Raw genomic sequence first — 6,097 nt, 5'->3', positions numbered from 1 at the left:
GTTTCGTTCCGGTGCCTTATCTACTTGCGGTCGAGATACTTCTTAGCCTTGTTGATGGGCCCACCGGGGCCCATCTCCTTTTTGGTCGGCGGGCGCTTGAAGGCACTCTTGAAGTACTCCACCGCCGACTGCTGCGCCGATTTCCCGGGGATCTTGTTCTTCCCCTTGACGAAGCTCGGAGCGTCGCTCGCCCTTTCCTTCCCGGATTTGCGGGCCTCCTTCCACAGGGTGCGGACCTTGTTGACGGCCCACTTCTTGCCCTTCCACCAGATCAGCGCGATGATCGCGACGACCGCGCCCACCCCGATCACGGCGAGCACCGTGCCGGCGCTGACGCCGAGTCCGGCCATGCCGACCAGGGCGACCGCCGTCATCCTGCCGTCGAGGTCGACCAGGTTGACGGGGTCACCGCAGACGTATTCGTAGCTGTTGCAGCTGCCGCCCGTGATGGGGTCGACGGACAGGAAGCGGCCGGTGGTGGGGTTGTAGAGGCGGGCTCCCATGAGGAGGAGACCGGTGGGGGTCTCGGCGGAGCGCTGCTTGGCGCCGAGCCAGCCGTAGCGGTCGGCGCCGCCGCCCTCGCGGACGTTGCCGTACTCGTCCGTGTCGATGACGACGGGCGCCCGGCTCACGTCCAACGGGAGCTGGAGCGCCACGTCGCCGTGGACGGTCGTGAACTGCAGCTCCGTGTCACCGGTCTTGCCGGTGACCGCGGCCAGGTCGCCGGAGACGGACGTCACGTTGCGGCTGACGGCTCCGCTCGCGGTGTCCTCGACGAGCCAGCGGGGGTTGTCGCTGTCGTCGCCGTAGTGGTTGACCTTGGACCCGGTCTGCGTCCAGGTGGTGCCACTGCCGGTCTCGGTCTTCCAGGAGCGGAAACGCATGGCCGCGTCGAGCTGCCAGGTCTGCCGCTCGCCGCCCGCGGTCTGCCGGTAGGCGAGGTCGTTGGCGTAGTAGTCGACGGTGCCGCCCGGCAGGGCGGTGGTGCGGCCGAAGGCGTCGTAGACGTAGCCGGAGTCGACGAGCCGGTCGGCGCTGTCGTAGGTGTGGCTGGTGGTGGTACCTCCCGAGGCGGGGCAGGCGCCGGAGACCTCGCCCGTCGCGGTGGTCAGACCGGTGCGGTTGGAGCGCTTGTCGAAGGCGTACGTGCGCTGGGTGCACACCTCGCCGACGGTGTCCTCGACCGTGGTCAGACGCCCGGCCTTGTCATAGCCGTAGCGCTGGTCGGACCAGCCGGAGTGGCTGGTCGTCCGCCCCTGGGCGGACCGGGTCACCACATCGGTGTAGACGGTGGTGCCGTCGCTGTCCCGCGTGTAGGCCCTGGCCGTCGGGGCGCCGGTGGCGTCCTCGGTGACGTTCAGGGTGTAGCCGCCGGGCAGCTTCTCGGAGGTGACAGAACCGTCCGCGTCGTACGTGGCGGAGAAGTCACCGGCGACGGAGTCGCTGGCCTTGGTGACCAGTCCGCGCGGCTCGGCGCCGTGGTCGAAGGTGTAGGTGACGGTCGACGGGACGGAGTCACTGACCTTGACCGCGCGGTCGAGCGCGTCGTAGGCGGTGGTGGTCCTGCCCGCGTCGGCGTCGGTGTACGAGATGAGGCGGCCGAGCTTGTCGTACGCCTTGGTGATGGTGCCCGCCGTCGGAGAGGTGATCCTGGTGATCTGGCCCGTCGCCGGGTCGTACTCCACGGTGGACTCCGGGACCGTCTGGCCGAGGCCGCCGGTCACCGTGGTCTTCAGCGGCCGGGCAGCGTCGTCGTACGACCGGGTGGTCGTGCGCGACTGGCCGTTGGCCGTGTCGGTGATCTTGGTGGGCTGGCCGAAGTAGCCGTACTCCACGGTGGAGTCGGTCACCTCGTCGGGCCGGCTGCCGCCGCCGGTGATCTTTCCGGCGGGTCCGCTCCAGCAGACCTGGTCGGCCCACTCGGGGCGGCCCTTGCAGAAGCCGGTGCCGTCGGCCGCCCAGTACTCGGTGACGCGGGTGGCGGCGTCGTCGCCGGTGCCGGCCGGAGGCACGACGTCGGTGATCCGACCCTGTGCGTCGTACGCGGCGGTGGTCGTCAGGTTCAGGCCGCCGGAGTCCTGGATGACCAGCTCCGGAAGGCCCTTGGCCCAGTCGTACTGGGTCTCGGTGACCCGCTTCTCACCCATGACCGAGTAGTAGTCGCGGACCCGGGCGCCGACGATCTTGAGCGTGACCTGGTCCTTGACCTTGGCCGTGCCGTCGGTGGGCCGGCCCTCGTCGTACTCGATGACCGTCCAGGTGCGGGCGGGCACGGAGGTGTCGGCGTTGACCAGGACGGTGGTTCCGTCCTTGAGGTCCTCGGTCAGGTCCACCCGGTGCAGCGGACCGAACTCCTCCAGCTCCCGGGTGCCGGCCTCGTTGAACAGGGAGGTCGTCGACAGCAGATGGGCTCGCTCGGCCGAGGGCCGGGAGATGATCCCCAGACCCGTCAGCGTGTCCTTCTGCGCGTCCGCCGTGCCGAGCGCCAGCGCCCGGTTGGCCGCGCTCAGTTCACGGACGTTGTTGCCGAACCGGTCGTACTCGGTGGTGCTGATGTGCTTGCCGGGCTCCGCCGTGTTGACGGTACGGCCGGAGGCGTCGAGGTAGTGCACCTCGGCGCGCGTGTATCCGCCGCCGGTCAGATTCGCGCCGTCGTGGGACGAGGGCACGGAGTCGGCGGGAAGGACGGCGGTGGCGTCGCTCGGGGCGTCGAGCTGCCCCCACTTCGCGACATCGCCGGTGCCCATGGCGTGCGGTGCCTTGGTGCCGGTGAGCGGGACGCCGTAGACGACGCTGGTGACGGCCTCGCCCTCGGTGGTGTCCACCGAGCCCTGCTTCAGCGCCGGACGCGAGACGCTGAGCAGCATCCCGCGCCGGGGGCGGTACCGCCACCCACCGATCATCGCAAAGGTGTGCGATGGGTTCTGTCGTTCCTTGTGACATGGCTCACCGTCGCGGGGGCTTGCTCACTTCGAGGCGCACGCCTCCCACTCCGGTACGGTTCGCGGCGCCTTCGCGCACCCGAACCGGAACCCAGGGCTGACGGTGGACCGCACTCCCGGCCCGCTGGCTGCGCGTCCTTCGAATGCGCGGAAGGCCACCCATGGGGGCGGCCTTCCTGGCCGACAGCCCCGTCGAGAGCGAGTCGACGAACGTACCGAGGAAGGCAACCGGCACCCCGCCGCGAGGTGTATCCGCGCCTGCCTCGACGGCTTTCCCCGTGATGTTCCGGGCGCCGTCTCCCCGGGACGGGGGCGATAGCCGTCCGAGAACTGGATTCGCAGGCGGTTCTTCATGGTTCCCAAGAGACCCGAAAAACAGGTCAGGACCCGACTCGCTCTCGCGGATCAGGCCCTGACCTGGTACCTCACTGTCGGGGTGGCGGGATTTGAACCCACGACCTCTTCGTCCCGAACGAAGCGCGCTGCCAAGCTGCGCTACACCCCGATTGTCACTGCTTGTCGCGGCGACGTCGTTTACTTTAGCCCACCGGTGGCTGGAGACGAAATCCGGTTTTCGGGGCGGCGGTCGTGGCGGTCGGGGCGGCCCCGACGAGGGTGTACGGGGTCCGGGCGGAGGTGGTCGACGGCGATGAGGAGGAGCGAGAGGGCGTAGAAGGCGAGGCCCAGGAGGAGGGCGTTGCCGAGGACGCTCTTGTAGCCGTGGCGGTCGACGTCCAGGAACGGGTAGAGGTACGGGGCCGGCCAGTCGGGGGTCAGCAGGGCGGCTCGGCCGAGCGTGAACGCCAGGTACGTCAGCGGGTAGAGCAGCCAGGCCGCCGCGTGGCTCAGGCGTGGCGTCGACGGGCGGGTCAGGAGCAGCCAGTCCGCCACCACCGCGAGGGGGATCGCCGTGTGGAAGGCGACGTTCGTCAAGGGGAGCCAGCCCGTGGGGGTGGCCGGGGCTCCCGTCGGCGTCATCGTCATGGAGAAGGCCGTCGCGTCCTTCATCAGGATCAGGTGGTACACCAAGGCCGTGATCACGGCGTAGAGAACCGTGCCGCCTGTCACCAGGGACGGCAAGGGGCGGCGGGCCGACCACGCGCGGCGGGCCGAGGCGGCGAAGACCACTGCAACCAGGGCCGTGCTCTGCACCGAGAAATGACTGAACGCCCGTAGGGGGCTGCCCAGCACCATCTCGGTCACCACGGCCGCTGCCGCCGCCAGCGCCACCAGAGCGCGGCCCGCCGCTGCCAGTGGGCGTCGGGCCGGTGCCACCACCGCCGTCGCGGGCACGACGGACGTCACCGGCGCGGGAATGCCCGAGATCGGGGGCAGGTCGGGGATGTCCCTGGGTATCGGTGCGGTCATGCGCTCACGCTAGGACGCCCCGACGAAGCGGGCCATCCAGGATGATCCGTACGGGTCAACACCCTGGCGGCAGCCTTCACCACCAGGCCTCATCGTCTCCCCCGCTCAGACGACCCCGGCAATCCTCCCCGCAGCCCCTTTAACCCTCCCGCCCCACCAACGTCAGCAGCGAGGCCTCCGGCGGGCAGGCGAACCTCACCGGGGTGTAGCGATTCGTGCCGCACCCGGCCGAGACGTGCATGTACGCGGTCCGGCCGTCAGCCGTGTGAGTCGAGAGGCCCTTCACGCGCTCTGTGTCGAGGTCGCAGTTGGTGACGAGGGCGCCGTAGAAGGGGATGCAGAGCTGCCCGCCGTGGGTGTGGCCGGCCAGGATCAGGGGGTAGCCGTCGGCGGTGAAGGCGTCGAGGGTACGGAGATAGGGGGCGTGGACGACGCCCAGGGAGAGGTCGGCGGAGTCGGACGGGCCGCCCGCCACACGGGCGTAGCGGTCCCGCTTGATGTGCGGGTCGTCGAGGCCGGTGAGCTCGACGGACATGCCCTCGACCTTCAGCTCGCCGCGGGTGTTGGTGAGGTTGAGCCAACCCGCCCCGTCGAAGCCGTCACGCAGGTCCTCCCACGGGTTGTGGATGGCGCCGACCACCGGCTTGTTGCCGTTCAGACCGTGGCGGCCCTGGGTCTTCTCCAGGAGGTAACGGGCGGGGTTGCGCAGCTTCGGGCCGTAGTAGTCGTTCGAGCCGAAGACGTACGCGCCCGGGAACTCCATCAGCGGGCCCAGCGCGTCCAGCACCTCGGGGACGCCCTCGGGGTCGGACAGGTTGTCCCCGGTGTTGATCACGAAGTCGGGGCGCAGCCCGGCCAGGGAACGCAGCCAGCGCTGCTTCTTGCGCTGCCCGCTCACCATGTGGATGTCGGAGACCTGGAGTATGCGCAGCGGCCGCATGCCCGGTGGCAGCACCGGCACCGTCACCCGCCGCAGCCGGAAGGAGCGGGCCTCGAAACCCGCCGCGTACACCACACCGGCGGCACCGGCCGCCGCGATCCCCAGAGGTACTCCGTATCGCGCTCGCATGTGTCCATCGTGTCAGACCCCGCCGAGCCCGAGCGCGGGCCTGTGGACAACCGCCGACCGCCACCGCCGATCGTCAACTCCCCCTGTGGACAACCCACTCCGGTGCGCGCCCCCGATCAGCAGCCGATCCGCACACACCAGCGAAATCAAGGCGCGCTTCTCGCACCACACCTGCGACAATCGATGCCATGACCACGCTCAAGTCGAAGCTGCAGGAAGACCTCAACGCCGCGATCAAGGGGCGCGACGAGCTCCGCTCCTCGACGCTCCGGCTGACGCTCACCGCGATCACCAAGGAAGAGGTCGCGGGCAAGGAGAAGCGCGAGCTCTCCGACGACGAGGTACTCAAGGTGATCACCAAGGAGGCGAAGAAGCGTCGCGAGGCCGCGGACGCCTTCGCCCAGGGCGGTCGTACCGAATCGGCCGAGCGGGAGAAGGCGGAGGGCGTGATCCTCGCCGACTACCTGCCCAAGCAGCTCTCCGACGAGGAGCTGGAGCAGATCGTCGTCCAGGCCGTCGAGGAGGTTCGTGCGGCCGGCGCCGAGGGCCCGCGCGCGATGGGGCAGGTCATGAAGATCGTCAACCCGAAGGTGGCCGGGCTCGCCGAGGGCGGCCGGGTCGCCGCCATCGTCAAGCAGCAGCTCGCGGGCGGCTGAGCAGCCCTCCGGCTCTCGCCCGCTTTCCAGCACAACGGCGGTGGGGGCGCCCCTCCTCGAGG

3 protein-coding genes, 1 tRNA gene and 1 pseudogene are annotated in these 6,097 nt (G+C 69.8%); 1 reads left to right on the top strand and 4 read right to left on the bottom strand.

Annotated features, from left to right (window positions below; translation table 11 throughout):
• Positions 1-20: 20 nt before the first annotated feature.
• The 4 genes and pseudogenes from ACFU53_RS45860 to ACFU53_RS45845 all read right to left on the bottom strand — a co-directional run.
• A pseudogene (locus tag ACFU53_RS45860) lies at positions 21-2,870 on the bottom strand (RHS repeat-associated core domain-containing protein); the annotation flags it as partial.
• Between the two features lie 503 nt (positions 2,871-3,373).
• Positions 3,374-3,447, bottom strand: a tRNA-Pro gene (locus ACFU53_RS45855).
• A 29-nt stretch (positions 3,448-3,476) separates the two neighbouring features.
• Positions 3,477-4,310: a Pr6Pr family membrane protein gene (locus ACFU53_RS45850; protein ID WP_384006090.1), complete on the bottom strand. Its 834-nt coding sequence runs from the start codon at positions 4,308-4,310 to the stop codon at positions 3,477-3,479.
• 139 nt (positions 4,311-4,449) lie between these two features.
• Complete coding sequence (locus tag ACFU53_RS45845) at positions 4,450-5,379, bottom strand: metallophosphoesterase (RefSeq protein WP_384006088.1); 930 nt, start codon at positions 5,377-5,379, stop codon at positions 4,450-4,452.
• Between the two features lie 188 nt (positions 5,380-5,567).
• Here ACFU53_RS45845 and ACFU53_RS45840 point away from each other — a divergent pair, with 188 nt between their 5' ends.
• Positions 5,568-6,035: a GatB/YqeY domain-containing protein gene (locus ACFU53_RS45840; RefSeq protein ID WP_384006086.1), complete on the top strand. Its 468-nt coding sequence runs from the start codon at positions 5,568-5,570 to the stop codon at positions 6,033-6,035.
• Positions 6,036-6,097 lie beyond the last annotated feature (62 nt).

The organism is Streptomyces sp. NPDC057474 (genome assembly GCF_042802555.1).
Classification (GTDB): Bacteria; Actinomycetota; Actinomycetes; order Streptomycetales; family Streptomycetaceae; genus Streptomyces.
Note: the sequence above shows the minus strand (reverse complement) of the source record. Positions and strands in the feature narration are given on the sequence as shown.

Coding starts and splice junctions, on each gene's coding strand:
- ACFU53_RS45850 (WP_384006090.1), bottom strand. CDS start 4,310: ATGACCGCACCGATACCCAGGGACATCCCCGACCTGCCCCCGATCTCG.
- ACFU53_RS45840 (WP_384006086.1), top strand. CDS start 5,568: ATGACCACGCTCAAGTCGAAGCTGCAGGAAGACCTCAACGCCGCGATC.
- ACFU53_RS45845 (WP_384006088.1), bottom strand. CDS start 5,379: ATGCGAGCGCGATACGGAGTACCTCTGGGGATCGCGGCGGCCGGTGCC.